General features: G+C 59.3%; 11 protein-coding genes. 9 read left to right on the top strand and 2 right to left on the bottom strand.

Going from position 1 to position 16,860, the window contains the following annotated elements; all coding sequences use genetic code 11:
- The first annotated feature begins 361 nt into the window (after positions 1 to 361).
- The 5 genes from QM600_RS17135 (at position 362) to QM600_RS17115 (ending at position 5,418) form a co-directional block, all read left to right on the top strand.
- Positions 362 to 838, top strand: coding sequence for a hotdog fold domain-containing protein (locus QM600_RS17135; protein ID WP_283262701.1), 477 nt, complete (start codon positions 362 to 364; stop codon positions 836 to 838).
- 226 nt (positions 839 to 1,064) lie between these two features.
- Entirely contained in the window at positions 1,065 to 1,466 is a 402-nt protein-coding gene (locus QM600_RS17130) for a chorismate mutase family protein (RefSeq protein ID WP_283262700.1), read from the top strand.
- Positions 1,463 to 3,577: an aminodeoxychorismate synthase component I gene (gene pabB, locus QM600_RS17125; protein WP_283262699.1), complete on the top strand. Its 2,115-nt coding sequence runs from the start codon at positions 1,463 to 1,465 to the stop codon at positions 3,575 to 3,577. Before QM600_RS17130 ends, pabB begins: the two co-directional genes overlap by 4 nt.
- 5 nt (positions 3,578 to 3,582) lie before the next feature.
- Positions 3,583 to 4,458 (top strand): prephenate dehydrogenase/arogenate dehydrogenase family protein, encoded by an 876-nt coding sequence (locus QM600_RS17120; protein ID WP_283262698.1) that lies wholly within the window; start codon positions 3,583 to 3,585, stop codon positions 4,456 to 4,458.
- A gap of 9 nt (positions 4,459 to 4,467) precedes the next feature.
- Positions 4,468 to 5,418, top strand: coding sequence for a diiron oxygenase (locus QM600_RS17115; protein ID WP_283262697.1), 951 nt, complete (start codon positions 4,468 to 4,470; stop codon positions 5,416 to 5,418).
- Here QM600_RS17115 and QM600_RS17110 read toward each other — a convergent pair whose 3' ends face one another.
- Positions 5,419 to 6,279 (bottom strand): glycosyltransferase family 2 protein, encoded by an 861-nt coding sequence (locus QM600_RS17110; RefSeq protein WP_283262696.1) that lies wholly within the window; start codon positions 6,277 to 6,279, stop codon positions 5,419 to 5,421.
- Between the two features lie 359 nt (positions 6,280 to 6,638).
- Between QM600_RS17110 and QM600_RS17105 the strand changes: the two genes are divergently transcribed.
- The 4 genes from QM600_RS17105 (at position 6,639) to QM600_RS17090 (ending at position 10,540) form a co-directional block, all read left to right on the top strand.
- Positions 6,639 to 7,628: an ATP-binding cassette domain-containing protein gene (locus QM600_RS17105; RefSeq protein ID WP_283262695.1), complete on the top strand. Its 990-nt coding sequence runs from the start codon at positions 6,639 to 6,641 to the stop codon at positions 7,626 to 7,628.
- Entirely contained in the window at positions 7,625 to 8,488 is an 864-nt protein-coding gene (locus QM600_RS17100; RefSeq protein ID WP_283262694.1) for an ABC transporter permease, read from the top strand. The genes QM600_RS17105 and QM600_RS17100 overlap by 4 nt, the downstream gene beginning before the upstream one ends.
- Complete coding sequence (locus QM600_RS17095; protein ID WP_283262693.1) at positions 8,488 to 9,339, top strand: ABC transporter permease; 852 nt, start codon at positions 8,488 to 8,490, stop codon at positions 9,337 to 9,339. The genes QM600_RS17100 and QM600_RS17095 overlap by 1 nt, the downstream gene beginning before the upstream one ends.
- A gap of 148 nt (positions 9,340 to 9,487) precedes the next feature.
- The gene (locus tag QM600_RS17090; RefSeq protein ID WP_502943012.1) at positions 9,488 to 10,540 is read left to right on the top strand and encodes an alpha/beta hydrolase; all 1,053 of its coding nucleotides are present in this window, start codon (positions 9,488 to 9,490) and stop codon (positions 10,538 to 10,540) included.
- Positions 10,541 to 10,873: 333 nt separating this feature from the next.
- On the opposite strand, the gene QM600_RS17085 is transcribed toward QM600_RS17090, so the two are convergent.
- Complete coding sequence (locus QM600_RS17085) at positions 10,874 to 16,678, bottom strand: non-ribosomal peptide synthetase (protein ID WP_283262692.1); 5,805 nt, start codon at positions 16,676 to 16,678, stop codon at positions 10,874 to 10,876.
- Between the last annotated feature and the right edge of the window lie 182 nt (positions 16,679 to 16,860).

Here is a 16,860-nt window from a genome sequence, read left to right as displayed (position 1 = left end):
TCTCCGGTACACGCGGTCGGGCGTGTCGCTCTCTCACTCATCCTGCACCGGACAATCTTTCGATCATCTGGCGCTTGATGCGTACCGGACGTGTTCGAATTCGAACACAAAGTAGGTACTGCTTCCGTCGTGCTTTTACATCTCGTCTTACTTGGTCACGATCATCGGCCTGATTCCCTGAGGTCTCACACTGACTACTCGTGACGTCTCACCCTTGACTGTCCTCGGCCGCAAGCGACCGTGTCCCAGACAAGGCAACCCGACCAGTATGCCGTAGCCGGCCGGATTACTCAACTCCTCTGACTTAGTCGAGTTACGTGATGCGCGCGACAGTGAACTTACTCGGAAGTAAGATAGTTGAATGACGACATCAAGCCCTACCTATCGCGGCTGGCAGCGACTCCCGGACAACGCCGTCGGGCATGCACTTTTCTCCCTGGCCATGTCAGTTCGAGTCCCGTACTTCGCGTCGATAGTCCCCCGCGTGACCAAACTTAAACCGGGATTGTGCGAGGTTCGGGCGCCGAAGTGGTGGGGTGTGCATAACCATCTGGGAACATTTCACGCGATCGCAGCCTGCAATCTCGCGGAGGTCGCTATGGGAATGCTCAGTGAAGCAACGGTTCCCGACACTCACCGATGGATTCCGAAGTCGATGACCGTCGAATATCTCGCCAAAGCCGAGACGGGCCTCCGTGCAGTGGCACAACTCGACGCCCTGCCTGATTTCGATTCCATCACGACCGGCACCGAACTGGTCGTACCGATTTCGATTTTCGATTCTGCGGGCAAGGAAGTTGTGCATGCCCAGATCACGACGTGGGTCACGAAGAAGTAAACAAGGACCAAAAATGCTGAATGGCAAGCTGATTCACGCAATCGATATCCAATCGGAACGCGGGAGGAAAGCTGCTCGGAGAAGAATTTTCGTTGTTTCGCGGCGTCCTATTGGTGGAACACCTTCTCGAACGGCGATGTCCGGTCGGGGTACCGGTGTCTGGTGTCTGAGCGTGGTTCGGGCATCGGTCGGCGTCGCCTCCGACCGAGCGCCAGCAGGAGGCACCGTGGACGACTTCCAGCCCTCGACCCGTCCCACCCAAGAGCATGCGACCGAGTCAGATGATGCTCGGATCGACAATCTCGAACAGTTTCGCCGCGAACTCGACGCCATCGACGCCACGCTGCTCGAGGCGGTCCGCGAACGACTGCTGCTCTGCCAGCAGATCGGAGAGTGGAAACGGGTCAGCAACGTTCCGATGATGCAACCCGGGCGTGTGCACCTCGTGCAGGAACGGGCTCGACAATTCGCCCTTCGGCACGGCCTGTCACCCGAGTTCTTCGAATCGTTGTACAAACTCCTGATCTCCGAGACCTGCCGACTCGAAGACCTGGTGATCGACGGCCAAGCCACAGCGGAGGAGACTGTTCGGGAATCCGTCGGCCCGAGATCAGGATCATCGTCATGAGTTCCCGCACGCTCCTCGTGGACAATTACGACTCGTTCACATACAACCTCTTCACACTGCTCACCAAGGTCAACGGCGTCGTACCCACCGTTATCACCAACGACGCAGACTGGGACTCCCTCGACCTTGCCGCGTTCGACAACGTCGTGATCTCGCCAGGCCCAGGCCGGCCCGATCGGGAGCGTGACTTCGGAATCAGCCGAAGATTCATCGAGGAAGGTCCACTCCCCCTACTCGGGGTCTGCCTCGGGCATCAAGGGCTCTGTCAACTGTTCGGTGCCGACGTCGTGCTCGCACCGACGCCCATGCACGGCAGAATTTCGCTCGTCGACCACGACGGCACGGGAGTCTTCGCCGGATTGCCCTCTCCGTTTCGTGCCGTCCGCTATCACTCGCTGACCGTCGAGAATCTCCCGGACGCCTTTGTTCGAACCGCCTGGACGTCGGACGGCTTGATCATGGGCGTGCGGCATCGGACAAAGCCGATGTGGGGAGTTCAGTTCCACCCCGAATCGATCAGTACGGAATTCGGGGTCGAACTGCTGACCAATTTCCGCGATCTGTCGATCGGGCGAAGTCTCGAGTCCGTCATGCACCAGGCTCCACCGGTGCACGCATCGAGCCTGCGCCCCGCGTCGTCCTACCGAGTCGACAAGGTTCGTCTTGATTTCGCGGTGGATCCTTCGGCCGCGTATGCCGCCTTGTTCGCCGACGGCCCCAACGCGTATTGGCTGGATCGAGCCGCGACGTCGGAACCCGACGCTCGGTTCACGATCATGGGTGACGCTTCCGGACAACTGGCCGAGTTCATTACGTACGACGTGGGAAGCGGAGTTGTCACAGTTGCTCGAATGGGATTGCCGGAAGAGAACATTCATGTTCCCTTCTTCGACTATCTGGATGGGCAACTGGCCACACGGTTCATTCCGGCGGATCCGGAACTCGACTTCAACCTCGGATATGTCGGGTATCTCGGGTACGAGCTGAAAGCGCAGACCGGTGGCGTTTCGGCGCACTCCGCAGATACTCCCGACGCTGCGTTCGTCTTTGCCGACCGCGCTGTTGTCATAGACCACACTGCCGGTCGGACACACATTCTGCGTCTACGCGAGAACTCGTCGCCGGAAGACTGGAACAGCGGAGATCGGGACAGCACAGTCGATGACGACTGGCTCGCGCATACCGTCGACGTTCTGGCCGACATCGGTGCTGCAACCGGGGAGCGGATCCCGGTTCCCCTGATCAGTGAAACCGTCTGGACACAAGCACGTCTGCGTCATAACCGGAATCGATACCTGGCCCTGATAGAGGATGCACTCGAACAGATCCGCGTCGGCGAATCGTACGAGGTATGCCTGACCAACATGGCCAGTGTCACCGAGACGATTGATCCCCGACGCACTTTCGAGTTCTTGCGTGGCATCAACCCGACCCCCTACAGCGCACTGCTCGATTTCACCGGAATCGCGGTGATTTCCGCCTCCCCGGAACGGTTTCTGCGCGTCGACTCCGAAAGCAATGTCGAGTCCAAACCCATCAAGGGCACACGACCTCGAGGCGTCACCCGAGCACGGGATGCGGCGCTGCGACAGGACCTACTCGACAGTGAAAAGGACCGCGCCGAGAACCTGATGATCGTTGACCTCACACGAAATGACCTCGCAAAAGTCTGCGTTCCCGGCAGCGTGCATGTTCCACGGTTGTTCGGGATCGAATCGTATTCGTCGGTCCATCAGATGGTGTCGACCGTCCGCGGTTCACTGCGCGCAGAGTGCTCTGCTGTCGATTGCGTTCGGGCCGCATTTCCGGGCGGATCCATGACGGGAGCGCCGAAAGTGCGAACCATGGAGATCATCGACCGTCTCGAATCCGGTCCTCGCGGAGTGTATTCCGGATCCATCGGATATTTTGCGCTCGGCGGCGCTGCTGATTTGTCGATCGTCATCCGCTCGTTGGTCGCTACGTCTACGGGTGTCAGTTTCGGCATCGGCGGCGCCATAACTGCTTTGTCCGACGCCGAGGAAGAGTTCGACGAAACAACGGTCAAGGCGTCGACTTTGCTTCGTGCGCTCGACGTCGTTGCCAGTCACACCGACGAACTCGGCAGGTAGTGGTGATGTCGCCGACTGGGTGTGACGACGTGATCGTGGTCGGGGGTACCGGAGCTGTCGGATCCATGATTGTCGATCTCATGCGCCGAGACGGAAGTTCCGTCGCGATTCTCGATCCGGCAGACCCGGACAGCCCTCTCCGTGGCGATATCACCGGTCCGGACGACATCGTGCTCCGGGCCCTCGCCTCAGCCGACATCATCATCCTGGCCGTGGCAGAAAGTGTCGCACTAGCAGCCTTACCCACACTTGTGCGAGTCGTTCGCCCCGATGCCCTGATCGTCGACACGTTGTCGGTCAAGTCTCGAATGTCGGTTGCCGTCGAAAATTCGGGCCGGACGGGAGAATTCCTCGGGGTCAATCCGATGTTCCGGCCCTCGCTCGGCCCAGCGGGACGCCCGATCATCGCCGTTCCGTACGTGGGCGGTCCACGAGGTGCAGATTTTGTCGAAAGTCTACGGGTGTGGGGAGCAACGGTTTCCGTGATGGACCCGGATCGTCACGACCGCCTGGCCGCGGCAACTCAGGCCTTGACCCACGCATCGGTACTGGCTTTCGGCCTTGCACTGGGAGAACTCGACGTGAGCGCCGAAGAAGTCGCCGGCGTCGAGGCTCCCCCACACCGGACGCTGTCGGCGTTGCTGGCTCGAATCGTGAACGGCGAACCCGAGGTGTATTGGGACGTTCAAGCGGGCAACCCCTATGCGGAGGCCGCCCGCAAGGCCTTGATCACGGCATGCGTCCGACTGGACTCGGCAACCGGGGATCTGGAGAACTTCTCGGACGTGGTGAAATCTGCCGCCGAGGGACTCGGGAGCCGATCAGAGGAGTTGGACACCCTGTGCCGGCGGGTCTTCGAGGAGATCGGCTCACGGAAGTAGGACAGATCGATGAGACACGGAGTAGCTCCACCGACACTTCCCGGTTTCGATGCCGAGGATCCTGCCGAAAGTGCAATCGTCCGTCGGCTTGCCGAGAACTGGTCGCGCCGAGCCGCCGTCAAGCGATCCGAGCTCGAACTCGAGGATCTCTTCGACACCACAAAGCTCGACTATCCGGACTCTTTACTTCCCTTCGCGCAGCACCCCACTTACCGGGCACTCACGCCTGAACAACAAGTACGGCTCCGAGCCTGGGCATGGATCGCCTTCAACAAGAACGTGATGGATATCGAACGAACGGTGGTCAATCCGGGGTTCGAACTACTTGCCCTGGATGCGCTCGACATCGGATTCGGCGATTCCGTCGAAGTAGCGGTGAATCAGGCGATGGTCGACGAGCAGTACCACACGTTGATGCACCTCAACGCGAGTTCTTTGACCCGTCGTGGACGCGGATTATCGCTTCCGGCAAAGCTTTTGCCGGAAGTACAGACGGTCCGGAGCCGGGCGCGGGCGCTCGCCGAGTGCCCGGATGCTCGCTCACGCGCAGTTATCTCCCTGGCATACATGACAGTCGCGGAAATCTCGATCAGCTCGTACCTCGACGTGATCATCGACGGTGAAGATATTCAGCCGGTGAACCGCGCGACGGTCCGACTCCACAATCGGGACGAACTCTGTCACGCATCCATTGCCGACGCTCTGGCCGTTTCCGTGTTCGAGGCTCTCGACGCCGATGCGCGTCGACGCTTCGCCGACGGTGCGGCCGAAGCGATGGCCGCTTTTGCCGGCAATGACTTCGGAGCTTGGCAAGCGATCATGGAGGCTGAGGGAATCACCGGCGGGAACCGGATGATCGAGGACGTCAAGCATTCCCCCGGGTCCGAACTGCTGGTTCAGGATTTCAGTGGAATCCGAAAACTGTTCGACACCCTGGGCGTCGACAAATCTCTTCTCTAGTCAGCGATCTCCCGAATCAACTGGCATCTGCCGCGCTGAAGGCCGGAAGAAAAGCCTCTTCAAAGACAGCTTGTCCGTGTCTTTGTCATACATTCGGTAGACGGGCCATAACACCGCATGCAATATCGAACTGCGGAAAATCATCAGGCGCAGTCGACGCGTCATCGCGCCGTGATGCTTCAACGTAAGGATGGAAGCTTTGTTGTAAGAAAGAAACTCTATCGGTCCGGTTTCTCCGCGACGACCGGAAACTTCCGCTCGCATCGAAAGATCCTGAGCAAATTTCATTCCACGGTCAAGTAAGCAATACGACAGATCGACATCTTCGTGAAAATCTCTTCGATCAGTGACAGAATCTTGCACAATTTCCCACGCAGATTTCCGGATAGCCATGTTCGAACCGGTGAGAGAGGGCGCATCTTTCAGACCCGAGAATTTACCGAGAGCATCCTGCTTGGCAACCGCCGAGCGTTGCACGGTCGCAAAAGGCGAGTCATAGAACAATGAGAACCCGGTAACAGCATCGAATTCATGCGCGGCGAAAAACTCGCAGACCGCACTGGCCCAACCTGCAGACACCCTCGTGTCCGCATCTACTCGCCCGATCAACTCACCCTGAGCTGAATTGAACCCCAGGTTTCTTGAAAACACGACGCCCTGCTGAGTTTCCAACAGATATCGAATCTTAGGAGACCGGCGCTCGAAATCACGAATTATCTCAGCGGTTCCGTCTGTCGAATTATTGTCGACAACCAATATTTCAGTAATATCTTCGCCCTGCTGCAACAAAGACTCGAGACAATCCGAAATATATTCTTCTTCGTTATATACCGGAACGACAACTGAAAGCAAGGCACCCATGGACGGCAGGCTATCACTCGATACACCATCTCGGAACACCATCTCGGAACACCAATGTTCGCGTGACATCAGTCATCGGACAGGCGGTCACAAGTGTGCAATGCCACACAAAATGATTGGCGCCCAACTGCACACTTGCTCATGGAACCAGGCAAAAGGGTCCGGCGGGGCCGTCTTCGCCCCGAGTTGCGTGGACAACCTCCGGTAACATGCTCAAGGCGTTCGGAGATACACAATCAAGGTTCCCGCAATCCGTGCGGGCCATCCACTCGGTGCCCATTTCGGCCTCACCATCGGCCGCATCGGCACATCAAGCCACCAGGTAGCCCCACCATCTTCATGTAGACAGCGGAGAATTAATGCCCTTTCCCACGGATGCGGCCGTAGTCGTGGAGGACGTTCACAAGTCCTTCAAAGATGTCCACGCCCTGCGCGGCATCAGCTTCCAGGCCCCCAAAGGATCGGTTCTCGGCATCCTCGGACCCAACGGCGCAGGCAAGACCACAACCGTCAAAGTGCTCTCGACGCTCATCCGTCCGGACAGTGGCCGCGCCATGATCGCCGGATACGACGCCGTGCGCAATGCCGCGGAGGTTCGACGCTCGATCATGATGACCGGCCAGTTCGCGGCCCTCGACAATGCTCTGACCGGCCGGGAGAACATTGAACTGTTCGCGCGCCTGATGGGACTCGATCGCGCCTCTGCCAAGCAGCGAGCAGTTGATCTCCTCGAAGAATTCGATCTGGTCGAAGCCGGCGCTCGAACCGTCGCCAACTATTCCGGTGGCATGCGTCGCCGTATCGACATCGCCTGTGGCCTCGTCGTTCGCCCCGAGGTCGTATTCCTCGACGAGCCGACGACAGGATTGGATCCCCGCAGTCGGCAGAGCGTGTGGAATCTCGTGCAGACGCTGAAGGATCAGGGCATCACTGTTCTGCTGACAACTCAGTACCTCGAGGAAGCCGATCTTCTCAGCGACAACATCATCGTGATCGACAAGGGTTCGGTTATCGCCGAGGGAACCGCTGACGAACTGAAGGCGCGCACCGGAGCAAGCTTCTGTGAGATCGTGCCGACGGATACCAACATGCTCGGCGCTGTCGCCAACGCCTTGGGCAACCTGCTCCCGCCGGATTTTCAATTCGATCTGGCCCGGGACAGCGGCAAGATCGCAATCCCCGCTCCGCGAGGTTCCGCGACGCTCGCCGAGGCGCTTCGACGTTTGGACCATGCCAGAATCCCCCTCGCCGACATCGCCTTGAGGCGTCCGTCCCTCGACGATGTCTTCCTCTCGTTGACCGGTCATCAGTCAACCGCCGACGCCGGTAAAGCCGGTGATGTGTCGTGACCGCTACGACGAAATACCCGACTACGAACTTGTCGCTGCAGAAGGTGTCTCTTCGGGAGATTTCGGTTCCGGCCGCCACGCGCGTCGGGCGGCATCGACGCCCTAACCCCTCAGCAGTCATGCAGTGGTGGGTACTGACGGGCCGTACGTTGCGCTCGATGATCCGTCGCTACGAACTTGTCATCGCGGTGATTGCCCCACTGATTTTCACTGTCGGTTTCTACCTGCCGTTGAAGTTTGTGATGCAACTGCAAGGCATCGACTACGCCCAGTTCCTGATGCCGATCATCGTGTTGCAGGCTATGGCCTTCACCTCGATTTCAGCTGCTCAGATGGCTGCCAAGGAGCGGATCACAGGCTTCAGTTCCAGGATGCAGACAATGCCCGTCTACGGCGCAGTTCCCCTGCTCTCGCGGATGAGTAGTGGCTTCGTTCGATCAGTATTCTCTCTGACAGCTGCCCTCATCTACGGGCACGCAATCGGATTCCGATTCGCCGAAGGCCTCAATCAGGCAATACTGTTCTGCACTTTGGCGCTGGTGTTCAGCACGTGTCTGTCATTCGGCGCCGATGCCATCGGTTCGCTGTCCAAGAGTCCTCAAGCTACGAGTCAGGCACTGACTCTTCCCCAGCTGATCCTCGGGATGCTCTCCTGTGGTTTCGTCCCGGAAACCGGTTTCCCCGAGTGGATCCGTCCCTTCGTACGTAATCAGCCGGTGTCACAGTTCTCCTTCGCCATGCGTGACCTCGCTCAAGGCGGAGTCACCTGGAACACCATGTTCCCCGTAGTGATGTGGTCGGTCGGATTGATCGCTGTGTGTGCTCCGCTCGCATACTGGGCAAGCACGAGGCGGTCGTGATGACGGCAGTCGACAATTCGGCGCAACCGAGCAACGGGCGCACCCTGAATTTCCCCGTACCTGATGCGGCACTTCCGGAAGGCTCGACGCAGGCGCTCTGGACTCACAGTCTGATCCAGGCGAAACGCCTTCTGATCAATTGGGCGCGTGACCCATCCACCGCGATCCAAGCACTTCTGTACCCAGCGCTGACACTCATCATGTTTCGTGTTGTTCTCGGAAACTCGATCAGCGCCGCAACCGGGCAGCCCAGTATTTACGGCACAGTTCCGTTGATCATTCTGGTCGGGGCGATGTTCGGTTCCATTGCGAGTGCCGTCGGTCTTCGAGGCGAAATGACCAGTGGGCTACTCAGTCGTTTCTGGACTCTTCCCGCCCATCGCGCCTCCGGTTTGGTGGGTCGAATGATTGCGGAAGCCGTGCGGGTTCTCCTCACGACCATCGTCATCATCGGAGTCGGATGTCTTGCCGGGTTCCGATTCAATCAAGGTCCGGTAGCTGCGATCGGCATGGTTCTCCTGCCGATCGCATTCGGAATCGGATTTGCCGTGATGGTGACCGCTCTTGCCACAGTGTCCGAGAATCTCCCACTCGTAGAGATCGTCTCCATCGGATGCACCCTGCTCATGTTCTTCAACAGCGGTTTTGTCCCGACGATGGCATATCCGGTCTGGTTGCAGCCCGTCATTGCAGCACAGCCCATGTCCGTGGCGGTGGAAGCTATGCGTGGAATGTCTCTCGGCGGGCCGGTCCTCGAGCCTGTACTCAAGACTTTTGCCTGGTCGTTCGGAATGATCGCAGTCTTCCTCTATCCCGCAATCCGGGGATACCGCCGGGCCGCTTCGAGATAGAACCAAGCCAAGGACACCGATCGAAATCGTCACGGAGAGAACGCAAAAAACGTCTCGGTGACGTAACGAATACGACGATCGGATCGACTTATCCATTCGGAGCCATTAAATCGTCTTCCGAAAAGTTTCAAACGAGAGGTAAGAAGTCTTGACGCGAAACACGAGACCAGCCTGGCGTCGCGCCACACACATCGGAGTACTGGCAATCGCCTGCTCACTGTTCACCGCCGGCATTGCGCAAGCCGCTCCGACCAATACGAGCGATTCCGCATCCGACGTGGCTACGAGTGATTCGTACGTCAAGTCGGTGCAGAAGATCAATGATCGGCAACTCGTCGTCAACGTCTATGCCGCGTCGATGGACAAGGTGGTGCCCATCCAGGTCATCACTCCTGCCGATAATTCCGAGCCTCGCCCCATTCTCTACCTTTTGAATGGCGCGGGCGGCGGAGAAGACTCGGCGACCTGGCAACGTCAGTCGGATGTTGTCGACTTCTTCAGCGATAAGAACGTCAATGTCGCGACCCCAGTCGGCGGACGCCTTTCCTATTACACCGATTGGGAAAAGGACGACCCGAAGGCCGGCCGAAACAAGTGGTCGACATTCCTCGGTGAGGAACTGCCCCCGATTCTGAACAAGGAACTGGGAAGCAACGGTAAGCAGGCACTGTCTGCAATCTCGATGTCCGGTACCTCGGTATTGAATCTCGCGATCGAACACCCCGGCCTGTACAGCTCAGTCGCTGCCTACAGTGGCTGTGCACAGACGAGCGATCCGATGGGCCAGCAGTTCGTCAGGATCACCACCGAGTGGATCGGTGGCGTCGATGACGTCACGAACATGTGGGGACCCCTCGACGGTCAGGGATGGCGGGATCATGATCCGCTGCTGAACGCCGAGAAGCTGCGTGGAACTCCGATCTACATGAGCACCGGTAACGGTCTCCCCGGCTTCCCGAACGACACCATGCAGAATCCGCGTATGAACGATGGTCGTGCAAATCTGGAAAACCAGATCATCGTCGGCGGCGTGATCGAAGCTGCAACCAACCTGTGCACCTCGAATATGGCCAAGCGTCTGTTTGAGCTGAACATTCCGGCCGTGGTGGATTTCCGCCCGACGGGCACCCACTCGTGGGGCTACTGGCAGGACGATCTCCACAAGTCCTGGCCGTTCATCGCCAACTCTTTGGGCGTCTGACAGACACCCTGTTTCTCATCGAAGGCCACCGGCTTTCGACACTCCTGATATGGAGTGTCGAGGGCAGGTGGCCTTCGTCGTCAGGTGCGGCTCCAGTAACCTGAAGTCCGAAATATCCCGATCGTCCCAGGCGACACATTCGAAGGCACATTCAGATAGCGTTGGAACTCCAAGCTGCCCAGCCCTTTTGACAGGAAGCTCCACCCTTGAGCCGAAACACGAGGCAGATACCGACGTCTGCGATTGCCCAGCCCGGGCTCGGACCTAACCCGACAAATACGAAGAACGTCGGCTTCTCGTTCAGATGTGTGCCGACGTCCTCCGACGCTCCGATCAACTCCTGAAGAACGCCGCCAATCGAGGTCCGATCAGTTCAAGCTGATCGGGATCCATCATCGAGTGATGCGAAGCATCCACCGATACTTCCGTCAGGCTGCCGGCGATGGCAGGCTGCCACGTCTCGGACAGTTCCGGATTAGTTCCGACGCCCACGGTGGCGCTCAGAACCAACGCATCACCGTCGAAGAGGCTGGGCTCGTAGGCTTCGATCATTGCGGCGGCAGAGGTTGCAAAATCATGCAGGGATCCGAGTTGATCGTCGGTGAGGAACGACAACGAGTCGACCGATCGTCCGATCGCGAGGATATCTGCTCGATCCAAAACACTGAGATCCACGTTACCGCCGACGTCGACGCCCCAACCTGCCGCCAATTCCGAGGCGTTGTCCTGCGCCTGTCCCTCCCCCAGTTCCGCGCGACCGCGAGGGTCGACCATCGCCAACTTCACGTCGAATCCTTTGGAGCGCAAGAGAACTGCGCAGGCATGCCCGATGTACCCGCCGAGCGAGTATCCGACGATGTGGAACGGACCGCTCGGATTCACACTCAGCATTTCCTGGACGTAGCGCTGAGCCAATGCATCGACCGACGTCGGAAGTTGCCATGTCTCCGACATGACCGGGGCTTGCAATCCGTAGACGGGTGACTGGGTGTCGAGATGAGGAACCAACCCTGAGGCCTTCCAAGCTAAGCCGCTCATCGGGTGAATGAAGAACGTCGGCGCCGCGGATCCAACTTCTCGGATCGGCAACAGCACATCGGTTGCCTGGTGATCCTGCGTGCTCGAATCTCCCTGCCGCGCAGCTTCTATTCGCGCAGAAAGGGATTCGACGCTGGACGCACCGAAGAGCATGCGCACGGGCACGGATGTGCCCAAGGCCTCGGTCAGTTCGGACGCCAGCTTCATCGCGATGAGGGAATTACCACCCAACGCAAAAAAATCATCATCCAACCCCACCCGATCAACACCCAACACACCCACAAACGCCGACGCCACCACCAACTCCACCACCGACACCGGAGCCCGAAACACCCGAGCCTCAAACACCGGCTCCGGCAACAACCCCCGATCCAACTTCCCCGACGAATTCAACGGAAAAGCATCCAACACCACCACAGCCGCCGGAACCATATAACCCGGCACCCGCTCCCCCACAAACCCCCGCAACACCGACACATCAACACTCACACCCACAGCCGGCACCACATACCCCACCAACTGATCACCCGTCACCGACCCACGCACCAACACCGCAGCCGACAACACCGACTCATGCGAGGTCAACGCAGCCTCAATCTCCCCCAACTCAATCCGCTGACCACGAAACTTCACCTGAAAATCAGTACGCCCGATGTACTCGAGTTCTCCAACACTGCTCCAACGAACCAAATCCCCCGACCGATACATCCGCTCACCCACACCAAACGGAGACGCCACAAACCGATCCGCACTCAAATCCGGCCGACCCACATACCCCCGAGCCAACTGCACCCCCACCAAATACAACTCACCCGAAACACCCACCGGCACCGGCCGCAAACGCGAATCCAACACAAACACCCGGCAATTCCACTCCGGCACACCAATCGACACCACAGACCCCGACCCAGCAGCCGTCACATCCGCAAACGTAAACGACACCGCCGCCTCCGTCGGACCATACAAATTATGAACCCGCGCCGACGACACAACCGAAAACTCACGCACCGCCTCCACCGGCAACGCCTCACCAATAACCAACACATCACGCAACGAACCCAACAACCCCGGATCCACCAACGACGAAAACGTCGACAACATCGTCGGAACAAAATCCGTCACCGACACACCCTGCTCATCAATCACCGACGCCAAATACCCCGGATCCCGATGACCATCAGGGGCAGCCACCACCAACGTCGCCCCCACCCGCAACGGCATGAAAAAACCCCACAACGACACATCGAACGTCGTCGCCGTCTTCTGCAAATACACATCCACAGACGTCAGAGCATATTCCGCCTGCATCCACTCCAACTGATTCACAATCGCCCCATGCGAAACAGCCACACCCTTCGGACGACCCGTCGACCCCGACGTGAAAATCACATACGCCGCATTCCCCGAACGCAACGGCGCCAACCGATCCACATCCGAGAACCGCGCACCCGAAAAACCAGACACATCAACAACATCAACACACACAACCCGACGACCCGACGCCGAGAAACCATCACGCTCCGTCGACACCACACACACCGGATCAGCCGTATCCAACACATACTCGTTACGAGACGACGGCGCATCAGGATCAAGAGGCACCCACGCCCCACCCGCACGCACAATCGCATACAACCCCACCAACAAATCCGTCGACCGACGAACCGCCAACCCCACCAACGACTCCGGACCCACCCCCAACGACACCAACAACCGCGCAACACGATTCACACGATCATCGAACTCCGCATACGAAAGCACCTCACCCCCGAACACCACCGCCCGCGCCCCCGGAGACACCGCCACCACCGAATCGAAACCATCCAACAACAACCCACCCACCGTCGCCTGAGCAGTGTCGTTGAAGTCTCGAACGATTCTCTGGAAGTCATTGGTGGACAGCAGTTCCACATCGCCGATTGCAGATTCCGCATCGACAACCATCGCGCGGAGAATGCGAGTCAACCGATCGGCAAACGCCACCACAGTTTCGGCATCGAAAAGGTCTGTCGCATACAACCAGGACATCGCGATACCGGTGCCAACGCCGGGCTCATCCTCGATCGGCGATGCTGTCAACTGCAGATCGAACTTCGCGATATCAATCCCGGCATCAAATTCCGAGACGCGCAACCCCGGCAGTTCCAAAGCCTCACCGGCCATGTTCTGAAAAAACAGTGCCACCTGAAACAGCGGATGATGCGCCTGCGAACGCGCCGGGTCCAGAACCTCGACCAAACGCTCGAAAGGCAAGTCCGCGTTCGCAAATGCACCGAGATCAGTCTCACGAACCTGCTCGAGCAACTCCGCGAAAGACATTGCCGGAGTTATCGAAGTACGCAACACCAACGTGTTGACGAACATTCCGATCAGATCGTCGAGCGCCGGCTCACCACGACCGGAAATCGGCGAACCGATCACCACGTCATCGGTCGACGCCAGCCGCGCCAGCAACACTGCGAGCGCGGAATGCACAACCATGAACAGCGAAACATTACGATCCAACGCCAACTGCTCGAGAGAACGATGCAGTTCACCATCGATCTCGAACCGGTGCACGCCGCCGCGTGTCGACGCCACAGTCGGACGCGGCCGATCCGACGGCACGTCGATCTTCTCCGGCAGACCCGCCAGATTCTCACTCCAGTAACGCAATTGTTCCGACATCAGTGACGCCGGATCGGAATCGTCACCGAGGACCTGTCGCTGCCACAAGGCAAAGTCAGCGTACTGAACAGCAAGCGGAGACCATGCCGGCGCCTCACCACTCGCCCGGGCGAGATACGCCAACGCAACATCGCGCACCAACGGACCAACCGACACACCGTCCGCCGAGATGTGATGAACCACCATTGCCAGCACGAAATCCGTTGAACCGGTACGGAAGAGTCGAACCCGTAGCGGCACAGCCGTCGCGACATCGAATCCTGATGTGACCAGCGGCAGCAACGTTGCGAGCAGTGCGGATTCGTCGAGATCCTGGGGTACCAAGTCGATGTCGGCAGTCGAGATTCCGAGGACTTCCTGATAGCCGATACCGCCGAAAGCCGGGTACATGGTCCGGAGCACCTCGTGCCGCGCAACGACGTCGTCCACCGCGCTCCGGAGTGCACTCACGTCGAGTTCGCCGGTAAGCCTCAGAACTATCGGAATATTGTTGACCGCCGATTCCGAATCGAACTGGCTCAGAAACCACATACGTTTCTGCGCCAAGGACAACGGAACCCGCTCGGGCCGCGTCATCGGTTGCAGCGCAACATGTCCGACCGAGTCCGTCTCGGCTTCGATACGTGCTGCCAGCGATTCGACCGTCGATGCCTCGAACAGAGTCTTCACCTGCACGCGCGTCTCGAATGCTGCGCCAAGTCGACCTACCAGTTTGGCTGCGATCAGGGAGTTGCCGCCCAACTCGAAGAAATCGTCGTCGACTCCGACTTGCTCGAGCCCGAGCAGGTCTGCGATCGCGTCGGAGACAAGTATCTGCGCAGGTGTGGATGGCGGTCGGTACGAACGGGATTCGAACTGCGGCGCAGGCAATGCATCGACGTCGAGCTTGCCGACCGGGGTCAGCGGAATCTCCGTGATCATCACAATCGATGCCGGAACCATGTGTCGCGGCAGCGCAGCCCGTGCACTCGTAACCAACGCGTCGGGGTCGAGGCAGACTCCCGCCTTGGCCTTCACATACGACACCAACGCGGACTCACCCGTCGGGCCAGTCCTGATGAGTGTCGCTACAAAATCGACGCCGGGCACAGCCGAGAGAACTGCGTCGATTTCGCCGAGTTCGATACGGAAACCCCGGATCTTGACCTGAGAGTCGCCTCGTCCGAGATATTCGAGATCACGCTCGCCGCCGTCGGTCCGAATCCAACGCACGGTATCTCCGGTGCGATACAGGCGTTCACCGGCGGTTCCGAACGGGTTCGCGACAAAACTTGCTGCGGTAGTGCCGGACAAGCCGTTGTACCCGCGTGCCAGGTGCGCTCCCGATACATACAATTCACCCGAAGTGCCGGTGGCGACCGGCTGCAACCGGGCGTCGAGAACATACAGTCCGACACCGCGGACGGGGCCGCCGACAGTGACCGGGCCCTCCCCGGCGAGTTCGGCGATCGAGGTGGCAACAGTGGCTTCGGTCGGGCCGTACGCGTTGAAGAACTTGCGTCCAGGCGCCCAACGCGTCACCAATGCGGGTGAACACGCTTCGCCGCCGACAACAACGACCTCGAGATTCTCGAAACCGTCTTCTGCCGAAAGCGATCCGAGCGCGGCCGGAGTCATGAATGCATGCGTGACCTGTTCCCTCACAAGGAGTTCGGCCAGTTCGTCTCCGCCGTAGACATCGGGACGAGCGATCACCATCGTCGAACCGCCACCGAAAGCGAGGAGCAATTCCAGCACGGACGCGTCGAAGCTCGGTGACGCAAAATGCAAGGTGCGAGACGTGGCCGTCAGCCCAAAGCGTTCAACCTGCTCGGCGCAGAGGTCCGCGATACCGCCGTGCGTGACGATGACGCCCTTGGGTCGTCCCGTCGAGCCTGAAGTGTAGATCACGTACGCCGGGTGTTCTGGGCGCAAAGTTCCGACGCGTTCGGTGTACGACACGGGCTCTGCTGGAATATCAGATGCGAGAGCCACGTACTCCGCACTGTCGAGTTCCCACCACGGCAAGCTCGAAGGCAACCCACCGGCGACCGCCGCCACGGTCAGACCGATCGAGGCGCCCGAATCGGAAATCATGTGGAGGACGCGATCAGCGGGATAGTTCGGGTCCACGGGGACAAACGCCGCACCCGCCTTTGCAACGGCCCACACAGCGCACACCGACTCGACAGACCGTGGGATGGAGATCGCCACCCGACCCTCCGGGCCTACCCCATGATCGATGAGCCGGCGAGCAAGCTGCGACGACGCCGCATCCAGCTCGGCGTAGGTGACGGACCGCCCGTCGAAGCGGATGGCGACCGCAGCCGGATCGATGTCGACGGCAGCTGCCAGCAGTTGAGGTAGCAGTGGCACTCGCACCCGGCGTGCGCGGGCGGGGCGGGGCTTGCGGCTTCCCCGCGTCTTCTCCGGTGCCATGTCGTCGGCACTCATGCGATCACGTCCAGTGATCGATCTGCAGATACGTCGGCCCCTGGCGCCATCAGACAACTCACCTTCACGTAATTCTTGTTTCCACTTACTTGCAGGCCCGTACTGGCTCCCCACAGCTCATCGGCAACCCGCAGCCATTGTTACAGCCAGGAGCCTCGCCGACAGTCGGCATTGCGAGTGTC

Source organism: Rhodococcus sp. IEGM 1379, from assembly GCF_030056815.1.
Lineage (GTDB): Bacteria > Actinomycetota > Actinomycetes > Mycobacteriales > Mycobacteriaceae > Rhodococcus_F.
The sequence above is the reverse complement of the archived record's forward strand: the minus strand, read 5'-3'. Positions and strand labels throughout refer to the sequence as shown.